The 24,170-nt window shown below is 71.0% G+C and carries 21 protein-coding genes; 15 read left to right on the forward strand and 6 right to left on the reverse strand.

What is annotated here, in order from left to right:
- Positions 1-121: 121 nt before the first annotated feature.
- On the reverse strand, positions 122-952 hold the full coding sequence (locus tag KK097_RS05685) for a siderophore-interacting protein (RefSeq protein WP_214543992.1): 831 nt from the start codon (positions 950-952) through the stop codon (positions 122-124).
- A gap of 28 nt (positions 953-980) precedes the next feature.
- Between KK097_RS05685 and KK097_RS05690 the strand changes: the two genes are divergently transcribed.
- The 4 genes from KK097_RS05690 to KK097_RS05705 are packed head-to-tail and all read left to right on the forward strand — an operon-like array spanning position 981 to position 5,171.
- A complete protein-coding gene (locus KK097_RS05690; protein ID WP_307858339.1) occupies positions 981-2,060 on the forward strand; it encodes a FecCD family ABC transporter permease in 1,080 nt (359 codons plus the stop codon).
- Positions 2,061-2,071: 11 nt separating this feature from the next.
- On the forward strand, positions 2,072-3,202 hold the full coding sequence (locus KK097_RS05695) for a FecCD family ABC transporter permease (protein WP_214543994.1): 1,131 nt from the start codon (positions 2,072-2,074) through the stop codon (positions 3,200-3,202).
- On the forward strand, positions 3,199-4,140 hold the full coding sequence (locus KK097_RS05700; RefSeq protein ID WP_214543995.1) for an ABC transporter ATP-binding protein: 942 nt from the start codon (positions 3,199-3,201) through the stop codon (positions 4,138-4,140). The genes KK097_RS05695 and KK097_RS05700 overlap by 4 nt, the downstream gene beginning before the upstream one ends.
- An 11-nt stretch (positions 4,141-4,151) precedes the next feature.
- Positions 4,152-5,171, forward strand: a complete 1,020-nt coding sequence (locus KK097_RS05705; protein WP_214531186.1) for an ABC transporter substrate-binding protein — start codon at positions 4,152-4,154, stop codon at positions 5,169-5,171.
- Positions 5,172-5,253: 82 nt separating this feature from the next.
- Here the strand turns inward: KK097_RS05705 and KK097_RS05710 are convergent, their stop codons facing one another.
- Entirely contained in the window at positions 5,254-7,308 is a 2,055-nt protein-coding gene (locus KK097_RS05710; protein ID WP_250896474.1) for a transglycosylase domain-containing protein, read from the reverse strand.
- 157 nt (positions 7,309-7,465) lie between these two features.
- Here KK097_RS05710 and KK097_RS05715 point away from each other — a divergent pair, with 157 nt between their 5' ends.
- From KK097_RS05715 to KK097_RS05725, 3 genes are all read left to right on the forward strand, one after another.
- Complete coding sequence (locus KK097_RS05715; protein WP_214531185.1) at positions 7,466-7,708, forward strand: hypothetical protein; 243 nt, start codon at positions 7,466-7,468, stop codon at positions 7,706-7,708.
- A 46-nt stretch (positions 7,709-7,754) separates the two neighbouring features.
- Positions 7,755-7,946, forward strand: coding sequence for a hypothetical protein (locus KK097_RS05720; protein ID WP_214531183.1), 192 nt, complete (start codon positions 7,755-7,757; stop codon positions 7,944-7,946).
- A gap of 123 nt (positions 7,947-8,069) precedes the next feature.
- Complete coding sequence (locus KK097_RS05725) at positions 8,070-9,836, forward strand: pectate lyase-like domain-containing protein (protein WP_214543996.1); 1,767 nt, start codon at positions 8,070-8,072, stop codon at positions 9,834-9,836.
- An 80-nt stretch (positions 9,837-9,916) separates the two neighbouring features.
- On the opposite strand, the gene KK097_RS05730 is transcribed toward KK097_RS05725, so the two are convergent.
- Complete coding sequence (locus KK097_RS05730) at positions 9,917-10,411, reverse strand: MarR family winged helix-turn-helix transcriptional regulator (RefSeq protein WP_214543997.1); 495 nt, start codon at positions 10,409-10,411, stop codon at positions 9,917-9,919.
- A gap of 104 nt (positions 10,412-10,515) precedes the next feature.
- On the opposite strand from KK097_RS05730, the gene KK097_RS05735 reads away from it, so the two are divergent.
- The gene (locus tag KK097_RS05735; RefSeq protein WP_214544024.1) at positions 10,516-11,448 is read left to right on the forward strand and encodes an NADP-dependent oxidoreductase; all 933 of its coding nucleotides are present in this window, start codon (positions 10,516-10,518) and stop codon (positions 11,446-11,448) included.
- A 47-nt stretch (positions 11,449-11,495) separates the two neighbouring features.
- The gene (locus KK097_RS05740; RefSeq protein WP_214543998.1) at positions 11,496-12,485 is read left to right on the forward strand and encodes an alpha/beta hydrolase; all 990 of its coding nucleotides are present in this window, start codon (positions 11,496-11,498) and stop codon (positions 12,483-12,485) included.
- A 19-nt stretch (positions 12,486-12,504) separates the two neighbouring features.
- Here the strand turns inward: KK097_RS05740 and bla are convergent, their stop codons facing one another.
- Complete coding sequence (bla, locus tag KK097_RS05745; protein ID WP_307858340.1) at positions 12,505-13,305, reverse strand: class A beta-lactamase; 801 nt, start codon at positions 13,303-13,305, stop codon at positions 12,505-12,507.
- Positions 13,306-13,686: 381 nt separating this feature from the next.
- Positions 13,687-15,168, reverse strand: a complete 1,482-nt coding sequence (locus tag KK097_RS05750) for a mannitol dehydrogenase family protein (protein WP_214544000.1) — start codon at positions 15,166-15,168, stop codon at positions 13,687-13,689.
- Between the two features lie 195 nt (positions 15,169-15,363).
- On the opposite strand from KK097_RS05750, the gene KK097_RS05755 reads away from it, so the two are divergent.
- The 5 genes from KK097_RS05755 (at position 15,364) to KK097_RS05775 (ending at position 20,726) form a co-directional block, all read left to right on the forward strand.
- Positions 15,364-16,002, forward strand: coding sequence for a TetR/AcrR family transcriptional regulator (locus KK097_RS05755; protein WP_214544001.1), 639 nt, complete (start codon positions 15,364-15,366; stop codon positions 16,000-16,002).
- Positions 16,003-16,080: 78 nt separating this feature from the next.
- Positions 16,081-18,675, forward strand: coding sequence for an MMPL family transporter (locus tag KK097_RS05760; RefSeq protein ID WP_214544002.1), 2,595 nt, complete (start codon positions 16,081-16,083; stop codon positions 18,673-18,675).
- Between the two features lie 179 nt (positions 18,676-18,854).
- Entirely contained in the window at positions 18,855-19,298 is a 444-nt protein-coding gene (locus tag KK097_RS05765; protein WP_214544003.1) for a MarR family winged helix-turn-helix transcriptional regulator, read from the forward strand.
- 57 nt (positions 19,299-19,355) lie between these two features.
- A complete protein-coding gene (locus tag KK097_RS05770; protein ID WP_214531163.1) occupies positions 19,356-19,568 on the forward strand; it encodes a hypothetical protein in 213 nt (70 codons plus the stop codon).
- A 63-nt stretch (positions 19,569-19,631) separates the two neighbouring features.
- Positions 19,632-20,726 (forward strand): alkene reductase, encoded by a 1,095-nt coding sequence (locus tag KK097_RS05775; RefSeq protein WP_214544004.1) that lies wholly within the window; start codon positions 19,632-19,634, stop codon positions 20,724-20,726.
- Between the two features lie 93 nt (positions 20,727-20,819).
- Here the strand turns inward: KK097_RS05775 and KK097_RS05780 are convergent, their stop codons facing one another.
- Positions 20,820-21,902 (reverse strand): DUF3137 domain-containing protein, encoded by a 1,083-nt coding sequence (locus tag KK097_RS05780; protein WP_214544005.1) that lies wholly within the window; start codon positions 21,900-21,902, stop codon positions 20,820-20,822.
- Positions 21,903-21,983: 81 nt separating this feature from the next.
- Here KK097_RS05780 and KK097_RS18610 point away from each other — a divergent pair, with 81 nt between their 5' ends.
- Entirely contained in the window at positions 21,984-24,098 is a 2,115-nt protein-coding gene (locus KK097_RS18610) for an acyltransferase family protein (RefSeq protein ID WP_214531159.1), read from the forward strand.
- The last annotated feature ends 72 nt before the right edge of the window (positions 24,099-24,170 follow it).

Here is a 24,170-nt window from a genome sequence, read left to right on the forward strand (position 1 = left end):
GGGCGTACCTGGCGGAACCGGGCGTACCGATCGGGAACGGGCGTACCTAGCCAGAAGTTTTGCGGCAGTACGCCCGGGAACACCAGGCATCGCACACGCCATGGGAAGGAACGGGCGCGGGTCAGGCGGGGACGGAGACCTTCGCCTCGTGCTTCCAGAAGCCGGAGAACGTGATGCGCGACTTCGGCAGGCCCGCGCGGTGCAGGTGCCGGCGCCCCTCGGTGGCGAGCCTCGACTCACCGACCACGAACGCGTAGCCCCTGTCGTCGACCGGGACGTGCCGCTGCAACTCGGCGAGCGCGCCGCTGCCGGGGACCGCGCCGGGCTGCCGCACGATCCACGTCACCTGCACGCCGTTCGGGGCGTCGAGGTCGCGGATGTCGGCGGCCGACGGGACCTCCTGGATGATGCGGCCGACGGTGTCGCGCGGCAACGAGGCGGCGATGCCGACGATGCCCGGCAGCCCGGTCTCCTCGGCGGCGATGATGACCTCGCTGGTGCCGGCGGGCACGTCGAAGATGCAGCCCTGGTCGAGCATCGCGAGCTCGTCGCCGGGGCGTGCTGCACAGGCCCAGATCGCGGCACGGCCCTCGAGATGCCCCCGGTGGTCCAGGTGCACGACGAAGTCGATGTCGAGCTCAGCGGTGCCGTCGGCGAGCAGGCGGTAGGCGGCGACGGTGTAGTTCGCGCAGTGCGGGCGGATGTCCTCGGGGATGCCGAGGAAGGTCGGCCACCACTTCTTGCCGTCCAGGTCGGGCATGCGGAAGGCGTCCTGGTCGGGGCGCTGGACGAACAGGCGGAACCAGTGGTCGAACCCGAGGTACCCGAACTCGTGCAGGTCGTCGCCGGTGACGGTGACGCGCTGCATCGAAGGGGTCACCCGCTCGGTCCGCAGGACACGGGCGCGGAAGAGCCTGGGGTTCGTCGGCAGGAGCCGCGGGGTCTTCGCCATGAGGCAAGGCTAACCTAAGATGGCTTCCGTGCCAGCCCCCTCTTCCACTCTGGCTTCCGGTCCGGAGGCCCTCGACACCGACGCGTCCCGCGCCCTCGGCGTCCACCGGACCGCCGTGCGCCGACGGGCCGCCGTGATCGTCGGACTCGTCGTCGCCCTGGTGCTCGTCGCCGTCGCGAGCATGCTGCTCGGCAGCAACCGCATCGGTGTCGACGAGGTCTGGGCCGGCCTCACGCGCACCGGGTCGAGCACCGACGAGGCGATCGTGTGGGGCTCCCGGATCCCGCGCACGCTCATCGGTGCCGCGGTCGGAGCGGCCCTCGGCATCGCCGGACTGCTCATGCAGGGGCACACCCGCAACCCGCTCGCCGACCCGGGCCTGTTCGGCGTCTCGTCCGGGGCGGGGCTCGCCGTGGTGCTCGGCGTCTACGTGTTCGGGGTGACGAGCACGAGCGCCACCGTCTGGTTCGCCCTGGTCGGAGCCCTGGTCGCCAGCGTCGTCGTCTTCTCGGTCACGATCGCCGGCAGCGGCACCGCCAGCCCGGTGCCCCTCGCCCTCGCCGGGGCGGCGGTCTCTGCACTGCTCGCCGCGCTGACGTCCTTCGTGGTGCTGACCGACCAGGCGTCGCTCGACGCCTACCGGCTGTGGGTCGTCGGGTCGCTCGCCGCGCGGCAGCTCGACATCCTCGGGGCGGTGTGGCCGTTCCTGGTCGCCGGCCTCGTGCTCGCGGTCCTCAACGTCCGCGCCCTCGACGCGCTCGGCCTCGGCTCGGAGCTCGCGAAGGGGCTCGGCGAGAACGTCCTCGTCGCCCGGCTCGTCGGCCTGGGCGGCATCACACTCCTGGCCGCCGGCGCCACCGCGGCCGCGGGCCCGATCGGCTTCGTCGGCCTGACCGTGCCGCACGTCGCCCGCGCGCTCGTCGGCACCGGACACCGCTGGACCCTGCCGGTCTCCGGTCTGGTCGGCGCCTCCCTCGTGCTGCTCGCCGACGTCATCGGTCGCCTGATCGGCGGGTTCTCCGAGGTCGAGGTCGGCATCGTCCTCGCCGTCATCGGCGGCCCCGTGTTCGTCGCCGTGGCCCGACGCCGATCGCTGGTGTCCCTGTGAGCGGGGCGGCGGTGCGCAGCACCGGAAGCACACCCGGCAGCAGGCCCGAGACCACCACGCCGGGCACGTCCTCCCCCGCTGTCCACACCCCCGGCCGCGCCGGCATCCGCATCGGCCCCGTCGGCCTCGCCTGGCGCCCCCGGGTGTTCTGGTACACCGTCGGGTCACTCGCCACCGTCCTGGTGCTCATCGTGATCGGGACGGCGGTCGGCTCGACGTGGATCGCACCCGGGGTCGTCACCCGTTCCCTGCTCGGCCTCGAGTCCGGCCCGGACGCCTTCATCATCACCACGCTGCGCCTGCCGCGCGTGCTCACCGGCGCGCTCGTCGGGCTTACCCTCGGCATCGCCGGCGCACTCACGCAGACGTTCACCAGGAACCCCCTCGGCACCCCGGACATCATCGGCGTGACTGCGGGTGCGAGCGTCGGTGCGGTCGCCGCGATCGTCCTCGGCGGCGGGACCTACTCGGTCTCGTCCCTGGTGCTCGGCGGCGGCATCCCGGTGGCCGCGACGATCGGCGCCCTGGTGGCCGCGGTCCTGGTGTACGGCCTCGGGTGGCGCGGCGGGGTGCAGAGCTACCGGCTCGTGCTCGTCGGCATCGGCGTGAGCGCGACCCTCGACGCCGTCACCAGCTACCTGCTCGTCCGCGCGAAGATCACCGTCGCCACCGCGGCGTCGCAGTGGCTCGTCGGCAGCCTGTCGAGCACCTCGTGGGAGAGCGTCTGGCCGCTGCTCGTGGTCGCCGCCGTCGCGGTGCCGCTCGCCCTCGCGACGAGTGCCGCACTCGGCATCGGGCAGCTCGGCGACGAGGTCGCGACCGGCGTCGGACTCGGCGTCCAGCGGCACCGCCTGCTCGTCATCGCGCTCGCGGTCGTGCTGACCGCCGCGGCCGTGGCCGCCGCGGGCCCGGTCGGCTTCGTCGCGTTCGTCGTGCCGCAGGTCGGGCTCCGGCTCGCCGGCACGAACCGCCCTCCGCTGCTGCTCGCCGGTGCCCTCGGTGCCGTGCTCGTGCTCGCCGCCGACCTGTTGTCCCGCTCCGCGTTCCCGTGGCAGGTGCCGGTCGGCATCATCACCACCGTGATCGGGGCGCCGTACCTGATCTGGCTCCTCATCCGTCACCGCAAGGAGATGTCCCGATGACGACACACCACCAGCACGCGCACCAGCACCAGCACCAGCAGGACACCCCCGTGCTCGAAGCCAAGGGCCTGTCCGTCGGCTACGACCGGCGCCCCGTGTTGCGCGACCTCGACCTGCGCATCGAACGCGGCACCGTGACGACGTTCCTCGGGGCGAACGGCTGCGGCAAGTCGACCCTGCTCAAGGCGTTCGGCCGGGTGCTCAAGCCGCAGGCCGGCGAGGTCCACCTCGACGGGGCCCCGATCCGCAGGGAGCCGAACCGTCAGGTCGCCCGCAAGCTCGCGATCCTGCCCCAGTCCCCCGTCGCCCCAGCCGGCACGAGCGTGCTCGACCTGGTGATGCGCGGACGGAACCCGCACCAGTCGTGGGCCAAGCCGTGGACCGCCGAGGACGCCGCCGTCGCCGAAGAGGCGATCGCCGCGACCGGGCTGACCGAGGTCGCGCACCGCGACGTCACGAGTCTGTCCGGCGGGCAGCGTCAGCGCGCCTGGATCGCCATGGTCGTCGCGCAGCAGGCCGAGACGCTCCTGCTCGACGAGCCGACGACCTACCTCGACCTCGCGCACCAGCTCGAGGTCCTGCGGCTCGTCCGTCGGCTGAACCGCGAGCAGGGGTCGACGATCGTCATGGTGCTGCACGACCTGTCGCTCGCGGCGCGCTACTCGGACCGGCTGGTCGTCCTGCACGACGGCGGGGTCGTGGCCGACGGCGCACCGCACGAGGTCCTCACCCCGGCGCTGCTCGAGCACGCGTTCGGTCTGCACGCCCGGGTGTTCCCCGACCCGGTGACCGGTGCGCCGATGATCGTGCCCGAGGCGGACGAGCACGACCCCGTCCCCAGTGGCCCGAGCGAGCACGCGGTCCCGAGCACGAAGACCGGAACGGGGACCAGCACGAAAACCGAAGACGCGCTGGCGAGTGCCGCGAACTTAGGTTAGCCTCTCCTAACGTGAAGACCTTCCGACGTGGCCACCTGCGCGCCGCCCTCCTGACCTCCGTGACCGTCTCGGCACTCCTCCTGACCGGCTGCTCGAGCACCGGCAACTCGAACGACTCCGACAACGACGGCGACACCGCCGCGTCGAAGGCCTGGTCGTACGAGGACGCCACCGGCGCGACCGTCAAGGTCGACCACACGCCGAAGCGCGTCGTCGTCCTGAACGACATCGCGCTGTCGTTCATCGAGTACGGCCTCAAGCCCGTCGGCACCTTCGGGCAGCTGACGATGGCGAAGGACGCCCGGTTCGAGGGTCTCGACACCGACGGCATCACCCAGCTCGGCACCGCGTACGGCGACATCGACCTCGAGCAGCTCGCCGCGCTGAAGCCCGACCTGGTCGTGACCTCGGTGTACCCGATCGATGCCAAGGGCACGCTAGACACGAAGCAGCCCGGCTACGGCTTCAAGGACAAGGCGCAGGAGAAGCAGATCGAGGCCATCGCACCGGTCGCCCAGGTCAAGTGGGGCGGCGAGGGCGAGGACGTCATCGAGGAGATCGCGGAGCTGTCCGAGTCGCTCGGCGCGAAGGAGTCGACGGTCGACGCCGCCGAGAAGCGCTTCGACACCGCTGCCGACGAGCTCGAGAAGGTCACGAAGGAGAAGGACCTGTCCGTCGTCTCGATGTACGCCGACGGCGACGGCGCGTACGTCACCCGCCCGACCGACGAGCCGTCCCTGCAGATGTACGCGTCGTACGGTGTCGACTTCGTGAACCCGAAGCCCAAGGGTTTCTACTGGGGCATCTACTCGTGGGAGAACGCCGGCCAGATCACCGGTGACGTGCTGCTGCTGTCGCAGCAGGGCTACCAGGTCGCCGACCTGGAGAAGCAGCCGACCTTCGCCGACAACGCCGCGCTCGAGGCGGGCCAGGTCCACAGCTGGACGTTCCCGGCCCTCGACTACGCGTCGCAGGCCGACTACATGACCAAGCTCGCGGGCTGGCTCGAGGACAGCAAGAAGCTGTCGTAGAACGCAACCGAGAACCGGCCTGGAGGCGCGGTGCCAGCTGGCACCGCGCCTCCAGGCCGTTCGTGGTTGCGTTGGCGAGCCGTCAGCCGACCGGCAGAGCCGCGTTCACCGCCGTCTGCGCGTCGCGCCAGACGGCCGCGCGCGACCCCGCGTAGGTGCCGCCCTGACCGTTGGAGAACGACCGCAGGTTGTGCTTCGCGCCGTCCGTGTTGCCCTGCCAGTAGGCGGTGACGGCTCGCGAGGTGCCGCCCACCAACCACACCTGGTCGGCGGCGTCCGTCGTGCCGGTCTTGCCGAACAGGGTCGCCCCGTCGGGGGTCTGCCCGCCGCTCGCCGTGCCGCCGCGGAAGGCGCCCTGCATGACGTCGAACGCGGTGGCCGCGGTCTGCGGCGACACCGCCTGCGTGCACGTCCGGGGCTGTCCGCCGAGCTCCTCGCCGTCTGGCGCGATCACCTGGTCGATCACCACCGGCGCGCAGAACCGCCCGCCGTTCGCGATGCCGGCGTATGCCGACGCCATCGTCAACGGAGCGATGCTCTCGGTGCCGAGCAGGGACGCCGGGTTCCACGGCAGCTCGCCACCGCTGGCCAGGTGCACGCCCAGGCGCTCGGCCACGTCGCGGATGTCGCAGAGGTCGAGCTGTTCGGCCATCGACTGGTACGCCGCGTTCACGGACTGGGCCGTCGCCGACCGGACCGAGTACGGACCGCGCTGCCCGGGTGAGTCGTTCTTCGGCTGCCAGAACGCCGAGGCGGGCCCACCGCACGCGGTCCACTCGCTGTGCGGGTGCGGGGTGCCGTTGACGACGGTGTCCGGGCTGCGGCCGGCCTCGATCCACGCCAGCAGCGTGAACATCTTGTAGGTCGACCCGGTCTGGAACCCGGTCGAGCTGCCGTCCGCCTGGTCGGTGGCGTAGTTCAGCGACGTCGCGGTGCGGGGTGCGTCCGACGACCGGTCGTAGTCGGTGTTCTGGGCCATCGTCAGCACACGACCCGTCCCGGCCTCGACCGTGTTGAACGTGGCTCCGAGCGCCAGCCGGGTCTCGGTCTTCGGGTCGTACTGGTCGAGCAGCCGCTTCTGCTTCCCGTTCAGGTCGAGGTCCAGCGTGGTCTGGATCCGGTACCCGCCCGTGCGCCAGGCGTCCGCCCGCTGCTGCTTCGTCGCACCGAGCTGCGGGAGCCGCTGGGCGATGGTCTTGGCGTGGTCGCAGAAGAACTCCGCGCCCACCTCGACCGCCTCGCACCCCTGCTGCGGTGCCGTCAGGTGGACGTAGTCGGCGACGCGGGACAGTCGAGCCGTGCGGTACTCCTCGGTCGACAGGTGCCCCTGCTCGTGCATCGACCGCAGGATGACGTTCCGCCGGGCGGCGTTGTCGCGGTGGTGGTCCGGCGTCGACAGGTCCCGTCGCTCCGGCCACTGCACGATCGCGATGAGGGACGCCGCCTCGGCCGGGGTCAGGTCGGTCGCCGACTTGCCGTAGTAATGCTGCGCTGCCGACTGCACGCCGTAGGTCTGGTCGCCGAAGTAGGCGATGTTCAGGTACGCCGCCAGGATCTGCTGCTTCGTGTACTGCTTCGCCAGGCTGATCGCGAGCTTCATCTCGGCGAGCTTGCGCTGCGGTGTCCGCCGGGTCGCCTCCTTGTACGCGGCCTCGCGCTCCTCGGCGGTGGGCAGTTCGCTCGCCTGCTGGATCTTGATGTTCCGCACGAGCTGCATCGTCAGGGTCGAGCCGCCCGAGCCACCCTCGCCCCGTGACGCGGCGATGCTCACGAGCGACCGGACGACGGACGTCGCGTCGACACCGCCGGTCTCGTAGAAGCGCTTGTCCTCGCCGTCCACCGCGGCGTGCTCGAGCTGGTCGCTGATCTGCTCGAGCGTGAGCTCCTGGCGATCCTGGTCCCACACGTTCGCCAGGTGCACCGGCTCGCCGCCGCGGTACGCCCAGATCTGGTTGCGCTGCGGCAACTGCCCGATCTCGATGTTCTCCGGCAGCGACTCGAAGACCCCGATCGCCGAGGTCGTGCCGAGCCCGGCGACCGCGATCACCGGTGTCACCCCGACGCTCACCAGCAGCCCGGCGAGCACACTGCCGCCCACGAAGCCGAGCGCGGCTCCCCCTGTACGTCGCATCGTCATGTCGTCGTTCCCCCTCGGCCGCACCGTCCTCGGCGCGGTTCGAGGAGCGTCCCAGTCCCGCTCGGGTGGTCGCCGGGACTTCCCCGCGGAACACCGTCGTGTCCGCTGGGAAAGTGCCGGGGCGATCCGCCCCTCGTCGCCGCGCTACGATCCGGTCATGACCCCGATCGCGCCACGTGTGCTGCACATCCTCTGCACGGCGTTCCTCGTCGTGGCGTTCCTGGCGTCGTTCGTGGGTGGGTACGCGATCGCGAACGACTCGGGGGAGGGCGGGGCCAACATCGGTGCCGGACTCCTGATGCTGCTCGGTGCGTTGTTCGGCGCGATCGGCCTCGTGCTCGGCATCGCCGCGCTCGTCGCGGTGGCGGTCACGCGGCGCAGGCCGTCGCCGCGGGTCTGATCGCCCGTTTCACCTGCGCCCAGCCCGTGCGCGTACGGTGAGGCGCGTGACACGCACCGCTCCGGTACGACCGCACCGCCTCGCCCTCGTCGGCGCCGCCGTGGCCCTGGTGATCGGGGTCGGACTGCTCTTCACCCCCTGGGACGGGCCCGTCATCGTGCTCGCCTGGGCGCTCATCGTCGCCGCGGTCGTGCTCGGTGCCGTCACGCTCTTCCTGGTGCGGGCGCCCCGCAGCTAGACCCCGCCCGGACAGCACTTGTCCCCTTTTCTCCCGACTGTCCGCGCGCGGGTTCGGGTCTACGGTCTGTCCCGTGCGGCAACGACGCCGCACGATGACGAATCGAGCATCATGCAACGACGGATGAACCGGATCCTCGCGATCGCGTTGGGCATCGGTGTCGTGGGGGCACTGGCTCCGGCGATCTCGGCCCAGGCGGTCGCCACGAGCGACACCCCGGACTTCGGCAGCAACGTGAAGATCTACGACCCCACGGTGCCCGCGTCGACCATCCAGGCCGACGTCGACGCCGCCTTCGACAGCCAGCTCCGCAGCATGACCGCGCAGTTCGGCGCGCAGCGGCACGCCTTCCTGTTCAAGCCCGGCACCTACGGCCGGGTCTGGGCGAACCTCGGCTTCTACACGTCCGTCGCCGGCCTGGGGAAGAACCCGGACGACGTCACGATCAACGGCGCGGTGAACGTCGACTCCGGGTGGAACGCCGGTGACGAGAAGAACGCCACCCAGAACTTCTGGCGATCGGTGGAGAACGTGGCGATCGCGCCCGAGAGCGGCACGGACCGGTGGGCGGTGTCCCAGGCCGCCCCGATGCGACGGGTGCACGTCAAGGGCAACCTCACGATGGGGCCGTCGAACCAGGACGGCGGGCAGGGGTACTCGTCCGGCGGCTACATCGCCGACACGAAGGTGGACGGCACGGTGACCTCCGGGTCGCAGCAGCAGTGGTACACGCGGAACTCCGCGATCGGGTCGTGGCAGGGCGGCAACTGGAACATGACCTTCTCGGGGGTCCAGGGCGCCCCGGCGAACGACTTCTCGAAGAGCTACACGACGCTCGCCACGACGCCGATCACCCGTGAGAAGCCGTACCTGTACGTGGACTCGTCGAACAAGTACCACGTGTTCGTCCCGTCGCTCAAGCAGAACGCGAGCGGGGTCACGTGGCCGAACACCGCCGGTACCGACATCCCGATGCGCAACTTCTACGTCGCCCACCCCGGTGACTCGGCGGCCACGATCAACGCCGCACTGGCGCAGGGACTCAACCTGTTCTTCACGCCGGGCACGTACCAGCTCGACGCGGCGATCACCGTCACCCGGGCGGACACCGTCGTGACGGGCATCGGGTTCCCGACCCTGGTCCCGACCAGGGGCAACGCGGTCCTGACCTCGACGGACGTCGCCGGGGTGAACGTGTCGAACCTCGTCGTGGACGCCGGCACGCAGAACAGCGCGCAGCTCGTCCGCCTCGGCAGCTCCGGATCGCACGTCGACCACGCCGGTGACCCGCAGAGCATCCAGGACGTGTTCTTCCGCGTCGGCTCGAGTGTGCAGGGGAAGGCGACGACCACGCTGCAGGTGAACGCGGACGACACGCTCGTCGACCACGTCTGGGCCTGGCGTGCCGACCACGGCGGTGCCCCCACCGGTTGGACCGTCAACACCGGTGCGACCGGTGTGGAGGTGAACGGCAACGACGTCCTCGCGACCGGACTCTTCGTCGAGCACTACCAGAAGTACGAAGTGCTCTGGAACGGTGAGAACGGCAGGACGATCTTCTTCCAGAACGAGATGCCGTACGACGTGCCGGACAACGCCTCGTGGCGGAGCCCGACCGGCGCCGGCTACGCGGCGTACAAGGTGGCGTCGTCCGTGACGAAGCACGAGATCTGGGGCGGCGGCGTCTACGCCTTCTTCAACGCGAACCCCGCGGTGCACGCGGACCGGGCGTTCGAGGTCCCCCAGACGGCCGGCGTCCGCGCCCACGGGCTCGTCACGGTCTCACTCGGCGACACCGGCACCATCTCGAGCATCATCAACGGCGTCGGGGGCGCCGTACCGACACCGGTGGGCAACACCGCACCGAACCGACTCGCCTCGTACAACTGATCGACGTCGGCGGGAGCGACCGCTCCTGATCGAACGACGGCCGACTGCTCCCACCCGAGCAGTCGGCCGTCGTGCTGTTGTCAGCTCCGCCGTCGCGCACCCGCGGATCGGGGCGGGTTCGCCCGGAGGTGCTCCGCCGCGCGGCCGAGGATCCGCGCGAGGGCGTCGACGTCGGCGTCCGACATCGACGCGAACAGCAGGGTGTGCAGCGCCTCGATGTGTCCGGGGAAGACCGTGGCGAGGACGTCGCGACCCGCCGTGGTGATCGTCACGACCGTGCTGCGTTCGTCGTCCGGTGAGGGCCCCCGGGTGACGAGCCCGCGCTGCTCGAGCAACTGCGCCTGGTAGGTCAGCCCGCTCCGGCTGTAGACGACCCCGTCGGCCAGGTCGGTCATCCGCTGCTGGCCGCCGGGTGCATCACCGAGGCGGGCGAGCACGTGGAACTGGACGTAGCTGAGTCCGCCGACGTCGCGGAGCTGCTGCTCGATGCCGTGGCGCAGCAGGCCGCTCACCTCGGTGAAGGCGAAGTAGGCCGCGAGCTGCGTCGGGGACACGGAGTTCGGCGCTTCGGTCATGCGATCCATCCTACCTGTTGCTTCGACTTCGAAGCAGTGCTAGCGTCGGTATCAGTTGCTTCGAACTCGAAGCACCCCGGCACCACATGACGAAGGGCACGATCATGAAGGCAGTACGGTTCCACGAGGTCGGCGGTCCCGAGGTCCTCCGCATCGAGGACGTCGAGACGCCCACTCCGGCAGCCGGGCAGGTGCGACTCCGCGTCGCCGCGTCGGCGTTCAGCGCAGCGGACAACGGCATGCGGGCAGGGTTCCTGCCCATCCCGATCGAGCTGCCGCACGTGCCCGGCTACGACGTCTCCGGCACGGTCGACGCGCTCGGCGACGACGTCGAGGGGCTCACCGTGGGCGACGCCGTCGTCGCGTTCCTGCCGATGGAGCGCGACGGCGGGGCGGCCGAGTACGTCGTCACGCCGGCCGATGCGGTGGTCGCCGCACCCACGAGCATCCCGCTGGCCGACGCGGCGGGACTGCCGTCGGTGGCGCTCACCGCCTGGCAGGCGCTGTTCGACGACGGGCAGCTCGAGGCGGGCCAGCGCGTGCTGGTCATGGGCGCAGGCGGCGTCGTCGGCAAGTACGCGATCCAGCTCGCCGTCCGCGCCGGGGTGCACGTCATCGCGACGGCCAGCCCGCGCAGCATCGACGCGGTCCGGGCGGCCGGAGCGGACGAGGTGATCGACCACACCACGACCGACGTCCACACCGCCGTGACCGAACCCGTCGACGTGCTCCTCAACCTCGCCCCGATCGACCCGGAGGAGTTCACAGCACTCGTCGCGCTCGTGCGGGACGGCGGCGCGGTCGTCAGCACCACGGCGTTCATGGCCACGCCGGGCGACGAGTCCCGCGGGGTCCGCGCGGCGACGGTGTTCGTCCTGCCGAACCGTGCGCGGCTGACCGAGCTGGTGTCCCTGGTCGACGCCGGGGCGCTCACCGTCGAGGTCACGCGGCGCATCACGCTCGACCAACTGCCCGCCCTGCACGCCGAGGCGAGCGAGGGACGCGTCACCGGCAAGGTCGTGGTCCTGGCCGAGTGAACCGCAGCACCGCCACCACCCGCAGCCACGCCGGATACGCTCGGCGCATGACGGACCAGGGGTGGCACGAGGACGTGCTCGGAACACCGTACGAGCGGCTGGAACTGCCGCTCGGCGCCGACTCCGAGGGGCCCATCGTCGCCACCCTGGTCCGCCGCCGGCACACTCCGACGGACATGCTGCTGCACGGTCGCGGGCCCCTGCACGGCGTCGACGTGCTGTACGTGCACGGCTGGTCGGACTACTTCTTCCAGGTCGAGCTCGCCGAACGGCTCGAACGACTCGGCGCCCGGTTCCACGCGCTCGACCTGCGGAAGTACGGTCGGAGCCTCCGGCCCCACCAGACGCCGGGCATGGTCGACGACCTGGCCGTGTACGACGAGGATATCGCCGCGGCCCTCGACGCCATCTCGGCCGAGCACCCCGGGTCGGACCGCCGCCGACTCGTCCCAATGGGCCACTCGACCGGCGGCCTGACCCTGTCACTCTGGGCGGCCCGGCACCCGGAGCTCGTGCACGGCCTGGTGCTGAACAGCCCGTGGCTCGAGTTCCAGGCGACCGCGGTGGGACGGGCGATCGTCGCACCGGTGATCAAGCTGGGCGCACGACGGAACCCCCTCGCGCCGATGCCCGCGGTCGATCCGGGCTTCTACACCCGGACCGTCTCCGCCGAGGGCGAGGGGTCGTGGACCTACGACCAGAAGTGGCGTCCGGAACGCGGCTTCCCGCTGCACCCGGGTTGGCTGGCCGCGGTGTTCGACGGGCAGGCGCAGGTCGAGAAGGGACTCGGCATCAGGGTTCCGACCCTGGTGATGCTGAGCGACAAGAGCATGCTCCAGCCGCGGTGGGACCCGGGGATGGCGCGGGCCGACGTCGCCCTGAACGTCGACACGGTGGCGCACCGTGCACTCTCGCTCGGCGAGGAGGTCACCGTCCGCCGACTCGCCGGCGCCCTGCACGACGTGGTCCTGTCCGCCCCGGACGTCCGGGAACGGGCGTACGACGCAATCGGGCGCTGGGCGACCACGCTCCGCTAGCCCCGCGAACGGTGCGTCGTCAGTCGTCCGTCCCCGCCAGCGCCGCACGGGTCGCCGCGGCGACGAGCGCATCGGACGGCTCCGCACCGGGAACGGCCCGGCTCGTCATCACCACGAGCACGATCGGTTCCCGCCCCGGTGGCGTCACGATCGCGATGTCGTTCCGGACCCCGTACGAGGCCGTCCCCGTCTTGTCCGCGACCTGCCACGAGGGGTCCACCCCGGCACGGATCGTCGCGTCGCCGGTCGTGTTGCCGAGCATCGCGTCGCGGAGCACCCGCCGGTCGGCGGCGTCGAGGACGTCCCCGAGCAGCACGGTCCGGAGGTCCGCCGCGAACTGCTCCGGCGTCGTCGTGTCCCGTCGGTCGCCCGGGGTCGCCTCGTTGAGGTCGGGTTCGACCCGGTCGACGCTCGTGGTCCGGTCACCGATGCCGCGCAACCACCGCTCGACGGCCTCCGGCCCACCGAGCCGCTCCACCAGCAGGTTCGCCGCGGTGTTGTCGCTGGACCGGAGCGCAGCGTCGACGAGCTCGCGCACCGTCATCCCGGTGTCGACGTGCTCGCGCGTCACGGGCGCGTACTCGAGCAGATCACCGCGGTCGTAGTGCACGACGGTCGCCAGGTCGGCGTCGGACGAGGCGTCGAGGACCGCGGCCGCGATGAACACCTTGACCGTCGACGCGAACGCGAACCGCTCCCCCGCACGGTGCACGATCGTCCGACCGCTCCCGGTGTCGATCGCGGCGACCCCGAGCCGTGCGTCGTACCGCCGCTCGAGCGCGCCGAAAGCCCGTGTGGTCGCAGCGTCGGACGTCGACACCGCAGAGCGGGTCGCTGCTGACGGCGCCGTCGCCGACCCACCAGTCCCTGCCGGAACCCCAGGCCCGCCACCGGACTCCCCCGAACACCCCACCAGCCCGATCAGCACCACGGTCGCAAGGGCTGCCGTCATCGTCTTCGTCCCGCGTCGCACGGCCCGATCCTGCCCGACGGCGGTGCAACGCCCCTGAGCGGCGCGGCGGGACGGGACCGCCCACCGGCTGACTGACGGTTCTGGTTCACGATCCTCGGGGTTCACGAACCGGAACCGTCAGCGCGCGGAGACGAACCGCCGTCCCCGCGCCCGTCACGTGGGCGGAAGGCGGCCTGGAGGCCCGTGGCGGCGCCGCCACGGGCCTCCAGTCCGTCGGTCGGTCGCGTCTCAGGACCGCGACAGGCGCTCCACGGTGGCGTGCGCGCCGTCCGTGATGAGCCCGTCGAGGGCGTCGCGGTACGCGGCGACGAACCGCTCGTCGTCGACGAGGTCGCCGAAGACCTGGCGGTTCGCGATGAAGGCGAGCCGGTCCTCACGCTGGGTGAGTGCGATGCGGTGCAGGGGCTCGGCGAGCCGGTCGACGATCTCGATGGGTTCGCCGGACTCGTCGGTGCCCTCGTCGTAGCGGGCCCACGACGCGACGATGCCGGCGGACAGCGTGACGGGACGGTCGGCAGCCAGGTTCTCGCGCACGACGGGCAGCAGCCACTTCGGGATCCGGTCGCTCGACTCGGCGCAGAGACGGGCGAGGGTGTCGCGGACCTCGGGGTTCTGGAAGCGCTCGATGAGGGTGGCCTTGTAGTCCTCGAGGTCGATGCCGGGGACGGGGTGCAGCGTCGGTGATCCCTCTTCGTCCATGTAACGGCGCAGGAAGGTCGCGATCGCCGGGTCCTGCGTGGCCTCGTGCGCGTAGCGGTACCCGGACAGGTACCCGAAGTAGCAGAGCCCCTGGTGGCTGGCGTTGAGGAGCCGGAGCTTCATGAGCTCGTACGGCTCGACGTCCTCCACGAGCTGGACGTCGGCGTCCTCGTAGGGCGGACGGCCGGCGGGGTGGTCGTCCTCGAGCACCCACTGGAAGAACGGTTCGGCGACGACGGGCCAGGCGTCGTCGATGCCGAGCTCGTCACGGACACAGGCGCGGTCCTCGTCGGCGGTCACCGGGGTGATGCGGTCGACCATCGAGTTCGGGAACGACACGTGCTCGTCCATCCAGCCCGCGAAGGCGGGGTCCTGCAGACGGGCGTAGGCGGTGAACATCGACCGTGCGACGTGCCCGTTGCCCTGGATGTTGTCGCAGGACATCACGGTGAAGGGCTCGAGTCCGCGGTCCCGCCGCCGGCGCAGCGCCTCGACGACCAGGCCGAACACGGTGCGGGGCGGGCCGTCGCCGCGCAGGTCGGCCGCGACGCCGGGCTCGTCGGCGACGAACTCGCCGGTGACGTGGTCGAAGTTGTAGCCGCCCTCGGTGATGGTCAGGCTGACGATCCTCGTGTCCGGGTGCGCCATCTTCTCGACGACGGCGTCGGGGTCGTCCACGGCGAGCAGGTACTCGACGATGCTGCCGACGACGCGGGACTCGCGGGTGCCGTCCGGGTGCTTGAGGACGAGCGTGTACAGGCCACCCTGCTCGGCCATCGCGGTCGCCATCCGACGGTCCTGCTCGAGCACGCCGACCCCGCAGATGCCGTACTCGCGGGCTTCGCCGCGCTGCAGGAGCCGGTCGATCACCATCGCCTGGTGTGCGCGGTGGAACCCGCCGACCCCGAAGTGGACGATGCCGGCGGTGATGCCGTCGCGGTCGTAGGTGGGCACGGCGACACCGCTCGTGGCGATCTCGTCGAGGGTCTCCGGGGACAGGCGGACGGGCATCGGGTACTCCTTCGTACGGCGGCGGTCGGGCGGCGGTGCCGCAGCGGTGCGGCAGCGGTGCGTCCGCCCAGTCTGGCACCCGCCACCCCCGACGGAACAGCGGTTCAGCACAGGCGTTCTGCACCGGGGGACGAACCTGGGGAAGCACCCAGCCTCGTTGCACCGAGTGCATCGATGCACCTAGTGTTCCTTCCTGTGACCATCGCGACCGATCGCCGTGCCGCCCTCAAGGCGAAGCACCGTGCGGCGATCCTGCAGGCGGCCCGCGACCTGATCGACGAGCGCGGCGGTCGCGACTTCAGCGTGGACGACCTGGCCGCCCGCGCCGACATCGCCCGGCGGACCGTGTTCAACCACTTCGCCTCCCTCGACGAGGTCCTGCTGGCCGTGTGCGAGCAGGAACTGTCCGTCATCATCGACCGGTTCCTCGCCGACATGGCCCGGACCCCGGTGGGCGACGGCAGCCGAGCGTCGATGTTCGACGAGCTCGAGTCAGCGGCCCGTGGCGCCGATCTGGCCCCGGCGATCGCCGGCATGTACCGGATCCTCGGCGACCCGGGCAAGGACGACCCGAAGGCCGCGGTCCTGACCCAGACGGCGTTCTCGCGCGTGACCGAACGGCTCCGGCACGAGGTCGCCCGGCGCTACCCGGCCGCCGACCCCCTCGACGCCGCCCTGCTCGTCGAGGGGCTCATGAGCGGCATCGTCGTCATCGCGGAGCACTGGCTGGCGACGTCGGGACCCTCCCTCGACCAGCCCGCCCTCGACGAGTGGGACGACCTGCTCGCACGACTCGTGCACAGCGTGCGCAGCGGCTACATGGCGAACGACTGACACTCTTCCTCCCCAAGGGGTCCACCGGCGCACCCCGCACCACCAGCACCTGACAACGAAAGGACCGCAGGCAACCGCATGGCCGGTCTCCTCTACCGTCTCGGACGGTTCTCCGCACGACGCCACTGGCTCGTCATCATCACCTGGGTCGTGATCATGGCCGTCGCGGGCGTCACGTACACGCTCTTCGCAGGCACGATCTCGTCGTCGATCACGATCCCGAACACCAAGACCAGTCAGGTGCAGGACCAGCTCGCCGACAAGTTCCCGTCGGCGAACGGCGGCAACGGCACGATCGTCTTCGAGACGAAGGACGGCAAGGCGTTCTCGTCCTCGCAGCAGTCCGAGATCGACGACTTCCTGACCAGCCTCGAGAAGCTCGACGGCGTCAAGGGCACGACGAGCGGCTTCGACACGCAGGAGCAGCTCGACGAGGGCCAGAAGAAGATCGCCGACGGCAAGGCTGCGCTCGCGGCCAACGAGAAGAAGCTAAGCGACCAGCAGAAGACGATCGATGCGGGCAAGCAGCAGATCGAACAGGCCCAGCAGCAGATCAACGCACAGAAGGCACAGGCTCAGGCGCTGACCGGTGCCGCAGCGGCAGCAGCTGAGCAGCAGATCGCGGCGGGCCAGGCGAAGCTCGACGCACAGCAGACGACGTTGGAGTCCGGCCAGCAGCAACTCGATGCGGCGGCCAAGAAACTGGCAGACGGCAAAACGGAACTCGACGAGAACGCGGACCGGCTCGACCTGTCGAAGGACATCCGCTTCGTGTCGGACAACGGCAGCGCCGCGATCGGCACCGTGCAGTTCACGAAGTCGACCTACGAGGTGCCCGCGGACACCAAGACCGCGATCGCGGACGACGCCGAGTCGGCCGAGATCCAGGGCGTCAACGTGTACGTCTCGAACGACATCGCGCAGGGTGTCCCGTCGATCCTCGGCCCGGGTGAGATCGGCGGTGTCATCATCGCCGCGATCGTGCTGCTGCTGATGCTCCGCACGGTCATCGGCGCAGCGGTCCCGCTCGTCAGCGCCGTGCTCGGCGTCGGCGTCGCGTCGCTGACCGCGCTGTCGTTCTCGAGCGTCGTCGAGTTCATCTCGGTCACGCCCGTGCTGGGGGTGATGCTGGGCCTGGCGGTCGGCATCGACTACTCGCTGTTCATCCTGAACCGGCACCGGACCCAGCTGAAGCAGGGCATGCAGGTGCACGAGTCGATCGGCCTCGCCAACGGCACCTCCGGCAACGCCGTGGTGTTCGCCGGTGCGACGGTCATCGTCGCGCTGCTCGCGCTGAACATCACCGGCATCCCGTTCCTCGGCCTGATGGGCACCGTCGGTGCGGTCGCGGTGCTCTTCGCGATCCTCATCGCGACATCCTTCACCCCGGCTCTGCTGTCGCTCATCGGCATGCGGATCCTGCGGAGGAAGGAACGCGCGAAGATCGGCAACACCGACTCGACGCGGATCCCGAACAAGCCGATGTCGAGCTGGCGCGCGGTCATCACGCTCGTGCTGGGCGTCGCGGTGCTCGGCACCATCGCCCTGCCCGCGACCCAGATGCGCCTCGGCCTGCCGAGCGGGTCGTCCGAGGCCGTCGAGTCGAGCCAGTACAAGGCCTACAAGACCCTCGAGAAGGAGTTCGGCGCCGGTCAGAACGGTCCGCTGCTCGTCGTGGCGACCCTGCCGGAGTCGATCAGCAAGAGCGACGTCACCGCGACCGAGGTCACCATCGGCCAGGCGATCGCGAAGAACGACGACGTGGAGGCCGTGCTGCCCATCGGTGCCTCGAAGGACCGCGACATCATCGCGTTCCAGGTGAAGCCCTCTGGTGGCCCGGACAGCGTCTCCACCGAGAACGTCGTGAAGGACCTGCGCGAGCAGACCGTCTCCACCGACGACGGCCGGGTCACCCTCGGCGTCGCGGGCAACGCGTCGGCGAACATCGACGTGTCCGAGAAGCTGTCGAACGTCCTGCCGCTCTACCTCGTGGTGGTCGTCGGACTGTCACTGATCATCCTGATCATCGTGTTCCGGTCGTTCCTCGTGCCGATCACCGCCACCGCCGGGTTCATCCTGTCCGTGCTGGCGTCGTTCGGTGGCCTGACCGCGATCTACCAGTTCGGCTGGCTCGGCTCGGTCTTCGGCGTGCACGACCCGGCACCGATCCTGAGCTTCCTGCCCATCATCGAGATCGGCATCCTGTTCGGTCTGGCGATGGACTACCAGCTGTTCCTGGTGTCCGGCATGCGTGAGGCCTACGCCCACGGCGCGAGCGCGAAGGTGGCCGTCCAGCGCGGTCTGCACGCGGGTCGCGCGGTGGTCACGGCAGCGGCGATCATCATGATCTCGGTGTTCGCGGGCTTCATCTTCTCGGAGTCCTCGACCATCAAGCCGATCGGCTTCGGGCTGGCGTTCGGTGTGCTCATCGACGCCTTCGTCGTCCGCATGCTGCTCATCCCGTCGGCGATGCACCTGCTCGGCAAGAGCGCCTGGTGGTTCCCGAAGTGGCTCGACCGGATCGTGCCGGACGTCGACGTCGAGGGCGCGAAGCTCGAGCGCACCCACCCCGTCGCCGGCCACGAGGACACCCGCACCGGCACCCACGCGCTCCCCGTGGAGCCGGACGCGACCACGCACGACTCGGGGCACCCGCCCGCGCACCGCGCGTAGTCGACGCAACCAGCCTGGAGGCCCGGGCCGACCCACACGGGTCGGCCCGGGCCTCCAGGCCGTTGCGCCACTGCCCCGACGCGACACTGTCGTCGTCGTACGACAGCGACATGGTCGCTCTCCCCCGCGCACGAGCGACGACCACGCCACTTCGTGCACGAACGAAGTACCCTGAACGCATGACCGAGACCGCACCGGACCCGCTCGCGCTCGACCGGCAGCTCTGCTTCGCGCTGGCGGCGACGAGCCGCAGCGTCATCGGGTTGTACCGCGACCTCCTCGAGCCGATGGGCCTGACGCACCCGCAGTACCTCGTGATGCTCGCCCTGTGGGAGCGGGACCCGCGGTCGGTGCGCGAGATCGCCGGCGAACTGCGGCTCGACTCCGCGACGTTGAGCCCACTGCTCAAGCGGCTGGAGACCTCCGGCTACGTCCGCCGCACCCGCAGCGCTGCCGACGAACGCCAGCTCGAGGTGTCCCTGACGACGGCGGGGCACGCCCTGCGCGACCGGGCACAGGCCGTCCCGCTGGCCGTCGCCGATCGTCTGGGGTGGCCGCTCGCCCGCCTCGAGTCCCTGAAGGACGAGCTCACCGAGCTGCTGGACCGCGTCGACCAGGTGTGAACCGACGGCATCGGTGCCATAATGGTTCGTGCACGAACGAATCGAGAGGACAGACCCGTGGGACGCTTCGGCCAGTGGTACGAACGGTGGAACACGACGCTCATCAACAAGATGGGCCCCTCGCAGATCGGCGCCGGTCGCCCCGAGGGCATCGACGACCGCACGGTCGACCGCGGATGCCCGATCTGCGGCAAGCCCCTGTCCCTGCACCAGGTGATCCGCCCCGAGGGCCAGGTGCGCTCGTCGACGCTGGTCTGCCCGCGCGACTGACGCGCCGCCTGAAGAACTCCTCCGAAGCGGAATTGCACCAGGCAACACGTCGTTCCCCCTGACGTGAAGCTCTTCGAACCCGCCACCATCGGCGCCCTGTCCCTGTCGAACCGCATCGTCATGGCCCCGCTCACGCGCACCCGCGCCAGCGAGCACGGTGTCCCGAACGACCTGCTCGTCGAGCACTACCGGCAGCGCGCCGGCCTCGGCATGATCATCACCGAGGGCACCTGGCCCGTGCAGGAGGGCCGCTCGTACCCCGGGCAGCCCGGCATCGAGACCGAGGACCAGATCGCCGGCTGGCGCCGCGTGACCGACGCCGTGCACGCCGCCGGCGGCACGATCGTCATGCAGCTCATGCACGGTGGCCGCGTCTCGCACACCGACATCTCGCAGACCCCGCGCATCGTCGCCCCGTCCGCCATCGCCGCCCCCGGGCAGACGCACCTGGCCGACGGCTCGAAGGCCGACATGCCCGTCCCGCACGAGCTGACCACCGCCGAGGTGCAGGAGGCCGTGCAGGGCTTCGTGCAGGCCGCCCGCAACGCGATCGCCGCCGGGCTCGACGGCGTCGAGGTCCACGGCGCCAACGGCTACCTGGTCCACGAGTTCATGTCGCCGGTGTCCAACACCCGCACGGACCAGTACGGCGGCTCTCCCGAGAATCGTGCGCGCTTCGCGATCGAGGTCACCACGGCCATCGTCGAGGCCATCGGCGCCGAGCGCACCGGCATCCGCCTGTCGCCCGAGCACGGGATCCAGGGCGTCATCGAGGACGACTCCGACGACGTCCGCGCGACCTACACGGCAGTCGCCGAGGGCCTCGCGCCGCTCGGACTCGCCTTCGTCGACGTCCTGCACGCCGAGCCGACCGGCGAGCTGGTGCAGCACATCCGCCGCACCGCGGGCGCGCCCTTCATCGTGAACTCGGGCTTCTCCGCGCTCACCACCCGCGACGAGGCCATCGCCATCGTCGAGGGCGACCACGCCGACGCCGTCGCCGTGGGCCGCGCCGCGATCGCGAACCCGGACCTCGCGCACCGCTGGGAGCACGACGCCGAGCTCAACGAGCCGCGTCCGGAGCTCTTCTACGGCGCGACCGCCGAGGGCTACACCGACTACCCGTCGCTGGCCGAGGCGCGCGCGACCGTCGCGTAGTCGACGCGCCACCTGACGGACGGGAGGCCCGTGGCGACACCGCCACGGGCCTCCCGTCCGCACCGGGGCCAGGTCGCAGACGTGCGCCGACGGTCAGTGGTCGAGGACCGACATCGACCCGACCACCGCGACGGCCAACGGCCCGCTGCAGGACACGCAGACGAGGCCCATCCACGCGGCCCCCGCCCACGTCGCTCGCAGACGGCTCTTCCGCCGGTCGCGGAGCACCAGGCGACGCCCCGCGGCGGCGATCGCGTCGGCGTGCCCGTCGTCGAGCAGCGATCGGTCGTCCTGGTACCGGGAGGCGGCGCGCACGATGCGCGGCACGACCTCGCCCAGGACTGCCTCGACCTGCATCCACGGCGCAGGGCGCGACCAGTCCGCGATCCCCGGCGCCGAGAAGACCAGCCGGTCGTCGACCATCTCGACGTTCCAGCCGGCCGCGTGGTCGACGAGCGCTGCCATCACGTCAGGGGTGAGGACGTACAGCGCGTCCTGGCCGTAGTCCTCCGGCGCCCAGACCCGGAAGTGCCGGTCGAAGTCGCCCTCCAGCGACATCCGTTGCCGGTGACGGAGCACCACCGGCAGGTCGCTGCGACGACCGTCGTTCGCCGTTGCGTCGAGGAGCAGGTGCGGCAACGGTCCGGGCAGCCGCACGGTCAGGTACGTCCAGTCCCGCGAGACCATCCAGCGCCGCTGGACGCAGCCGAACTCGACGTCCGGGACGCCGTCGATGTGCACGGGGGCGGTGCCGAACCGGGGGTGGACGCGGATGCCGGAGTAGCGCGGGGTGATCATCGAGTCGAGCGGCTTCGGACGGACCGGCCGCGCGGGGTACCCACTGGCCTCCCCCGTCAGCGCTGCCCGAGCCTCGTCCGGACGCAGGGGCCGAGGCCGTTCGCCCCGGACCAGGAGCACGACGAGCCCGACCACACCGGCGACGAGCACCACGAACCAAGCCACCCAGCGGACGACGTCACCGACACCCGCGCCGTTGTGGACGAGCCCGGTGCCCCAGACCACGAGCGCGGACGCGAGCCACGCGAGCGGGACCTCGATCGCCAGGAGCAGCGCGTTCCACCACCGCGGAGCCTGTCGCGGGCGGCGAATCCGCGGTCGTCGCGCCGTCTCCGCCGCGAACTCGTCGTCGGACGCGGTCAACCAGCGCAGGTCCATCGGCCCCCCTCTGGAGAAGGATCGTAGCGTCCGCGTCGAGAACGCCCGGCGGAGCCGTCCACGTCTCCTAGGATCGACGCAGTGAGTACTGCAACGCCGGGCGAGCGGGGCCCCGCGCACCGAGCGCGCGACAGGACGCGGTGGGACATCCAGGGCCTCCGCGCGTTCGCCGTCCTCGCGGTCGTCGTGTACCACCTGTGGCCGGGCGCGCTGCACGGCGGGTTCGTCGGGGTCGACGTCTTCTTCGTGATCTCCGGGTTCCTGATCACCGGGCTCCTGCTGCGGGAACAGCTCGCGACGGGAACGATCCGGCTCGGACGGTTCTGGTCGCGCCGGGCGAAACGGCTGCTGCCGGCCTCGTTCCTCACCATCGTCGTCACGGGCGTCGCGGTGCTCGTCGCCGTGCCGAGCGCGCTGTGGGGACAGTACGGGCGCGAACTGATCGCCTCCACGGTGTACCTGCAGAACTGGGAGCTCGCGGCGAACGCGGTCGACTACCTGGCCTCGTCGGACGCCCCCTCGCCGTTCCAGCACTTCTGGTCGCTGTCGGTCGAGGAGCAGTTCTACATCCTCCTGCCGCTCCTGCTGCTCGGCGTCGGGGCGCTCGCGCGCAGGCGGTTCACCCCGCTGGTGACGGCACGGATGCTGCTCGGCAGCGTCGTCGTGCTGTCACTCCTGTGGAGCATCGTGCAGACGGCCACGAACCCCGGCGTCGCGTACTTCTCCACCGGCACCCGTGCGTGGGAGTTCGCGCTCGGTGGCCTCGTCGCGACCGTCCGCCTGCCCGAGGTGCGCACCGAGGTCGCCCGGCGCGTGCGACTCGTCGCCACCGGCGTGGGTGTCGTGGCCCTCGCCCTGTCGCTCGTCGTGATCACCCCGGAGACGGCGTTCCCCGGGATCGCGGCACTGCTCCCGGTCGCCGGCGCGACCCTCGTGGTGCTGTTCGGTGCGGGCACCGAGTTCGAGGACGTCGGTGCGCTCCGGCCCGTCGCGTTCCTCGGCCGGATCTCGTACGCGCTGTACCTCTGGCACTGGCCGCTCGTCGTCATCCTGCCGATCATGCTGGGCCGCCCGCTCGACTGGGCGACGGGCACGGCCGTGCTCCTGGTCGCGGTCGGCCTGGCCACCGTGACGACGATCTGGTTCGAGGAGCCCGTCCGGTTCTCGACCTGGCTCCGCGACCTGCAGCCGCGCGGGGTCGTCTCGCTCACCGTGATCTGCAGCTTCACGGTCGTGACGCTCGGGGCCGCCACCCTGACCGCCGTGTACGTGCAGGAGGTCAACGCGACCACGGTCACGAAGCAGGTCACCGCCGAGCAGGAGGACGACGACGAGTCCTGCTTCGGCGCCGCCGCCCGGATCGGCTTCGACGAACCCTGCGTCGACCCCGAGCTCGCCGACGTCCGCGTACCCGCCCCCACCGTGGCGAAGGACGACGACGACAACCGCGCCGAGTGCTGGAGCGGCACGTTCCGCCCCTGCGTCCTCGGCAAGGAGACCGGGTGGTCCAAGCACCTCATCGTCGTCGGGGACTCGCACAGCAACGCACTGATCGGGGCGTACGAGAAGATCGCCGACGACAACGGCTGGCGGATCGACCTGGCCGGCACCGGCGGCTGTTACCTCACCACCGCGCAGCAGGACTCACTGAGCCCCTCGTCCATGCGCGGCTGCAACTCGTGGAAACACGCCGCCATCGACTACGTCCGCGAGCACCGTGACGCCGACGCGCTCGTCGTCACCCACTCCACCACGCAGATGCCCGTCAGCCTGCCGCCGGGGCCGGCGCGCGACACTGCCACCCGGAACGGCCTGGTCGATGCGTGGGAGCAGGCGGCCGGCGACGAGCTGCCCGTCATCGCGATCCGCGACAACCCGGTCCCGCGGCCCGACGTGGTCGCGTGTCTGAGCACGATGTCGGGGCCGACGACGGACGTCTGCGACCGGTCCCGCTCCGAGGCGCTCGGCCGGACCGACTCGTCCGTCGAGGCCGTCGCGGCCTTCCGCGCAGCCGGCGGTCGAGCGGCGTCGATCGACCTGAGCCGCTACTACTGCACCGACACCACCTGCCCGGCGGTCGTCGGGGGTGTCCTCGTGTACCGGGACAGCACGCACATCACGGCGACGTGGGCGTCGTCGCTCGAGCCGTACCTGGAGCGGGCGCTGCAGGACCGGTTGGCGGCGTTCGCGCGCTGAGCCCTCCGGTACAGCCCGCCTCACCCTGGACGCGTCGCCCGGACAGGGGAAGACTGGAACGGTCGGGTCCAC

This window comes from Curtobacterium flaccumfaciens (assembly GCF_018598405.1).
Classification (GTDB): domain Bacteria; phylum Actinomycetota; class Actinomycetes; order Actinomycetales; family Microbacteriaceae; genus Curtobacterium; species Curtobacterium aurantiacum.